The organism is Clostridium sp. CTA-1, assembly GCF_054768215.1.
Map to the genome: position 1 here is coordinate 1 of NZ_BAAAAP010000057.1, position 1,368 is coordinate 1,368.

At 32.1% G+C, this 1,368-nt stretch carries 1 tRNA gene, 1 rRNA gene and 1 pseudogene; 1 reads left to right on the forward strand and 2 read right to left on the reverse strand.

What is annotated here, in order from left to right:
- Positions 1-523: 523 nt before the first annotated feature.
- Positions 524-757: pseudogene (locus ACYUEW_RS18920) on the forward strand (HTH domain-containing protein); the annotation flags it as partial.
- Between the two features lie 363 nt (positions 758-1,120).
- On the opposite strand, the gene ACYUEW_RS18925 reads toward ACYUEW_RS18920, so the two are convergent.
- Together ACYUEW_RS18925 and rrf are read right to left on the reverse strand one after the other, a co-directional pair.
- Positions 1,121-1,196 (reverse strand) — tRNA-Phe (locus tag ACYUEW_RS18925).
- A gap of 10 nt (positions 1,197-1,206) precedes the next feature.
- A 5S ribosomal RNA gene (gene rrf, locus ACYUEW_RS18930) occupies positions 1,207-1,323 on the reverse strand.
- Positions 1,324-1,368: the final 45 nt, after the last annotated feature.

Below are 1,368 nucleotides of genomic sequence, written 5' to 3' on the forward strand. Positions count from 1 at the left end.
CCGCCAGCGTTCGTCCTGAGCCAGGATCAAACTCTCAATTTTAAAGTTTAATCTCTTCTCAAATTCATTGACAAGGTTTATTACCTTATCTTACTGGCTGTTACAAGAATGTTTCTTGTTAATTCTCTGTTTAATTTTCAAAGACCACRTCGCCTCAGCGACTTTTATATCTTATCAAATTTGTTGTTCTTTGTCAAGAACTTTTTTCAAATTTGTTTTTGAAAGCTTCTAAGTTGTTTTCATATATAAACTTATTAACTTTCTAATTTCATCTCTTTGTGCTTCAGCACCTAAGCGACAAGATACATCTTATCATGTTTACAATTACTAGTTGTGACTAGAATCAACGATTTTCAATATATATATTTATTTATCTACTATATCTTATAAAATACTCTATATTTCGTGTAAAGATACTCTTGGATATGTTTTTGAGATCTAACATAATAGTTCAATTTAAATCAAGTATAATAAAAAAATTGGAGGTGTCTCAATGGTGAAAACATAAAATGGTAATTTTACACAAGTAGGAATATATATTTTATCTAGAAATAAAAATGTTAAAACCGTTTCTTCAAAACAAATTACATATCAGGATTTATTTAAAGAATTATTTATTACTAAACATAGTACTGGAAAACTTCCTAGAGATATTTTTATAGAAAACGGATTCATCCCTAGGATGTTAGGTCAAAGCCGTATTGATTATTGCAGTGTAAGATGCCGTTCAGAAGGTGTTAGAGATATAGAAAAATAAAGTTTCGCTAGAATTAAAGGTTCGGAAAGTGAAATAACTATAAAAGAAGAATTACTCCCTTTGAAATAACAAAATTCATTTCTGCGGGAACTACGAAGATTAAAAAGGGAGGTGTGCCCCGCTCAAAATCAAAAATAATTAGGACAATAACAGAAAAAGAATCACCATCTTAATATCCAGCTCATGTCCGGAATGGCTGTTCTATGGCGCTAATGGACAGTACCAATCACTTCTTAACTTGAAATATTTATTATATAAAAAATAAGTTAGATATATACTCTAACTTATTTTTCCTACAATATCATTAATAATATGTCTATTTATATTTATAATAAAAAAACTAGCACTAATGCTAGTTTTTCCTGGTGGCTCGACCAGGAATCGAACCAGGGACACGAGGATTTTCAGTCCTCTGCTCTACCGACTGAGCTATCGAGCCATATAATTTCATCTGGCAACGACCTACTCTTCCACAGGGCCTCCCCTGCAGTACCATCAGCGCTTTGAAGCTTAACCTTCGTGTTCGGCATGGGAACGGGTGTTACCTTCAAGCCATAATCACCAGATTATTTTCTTTGAAAGAATGTTCTTTCAAAATTACACAGTGAATT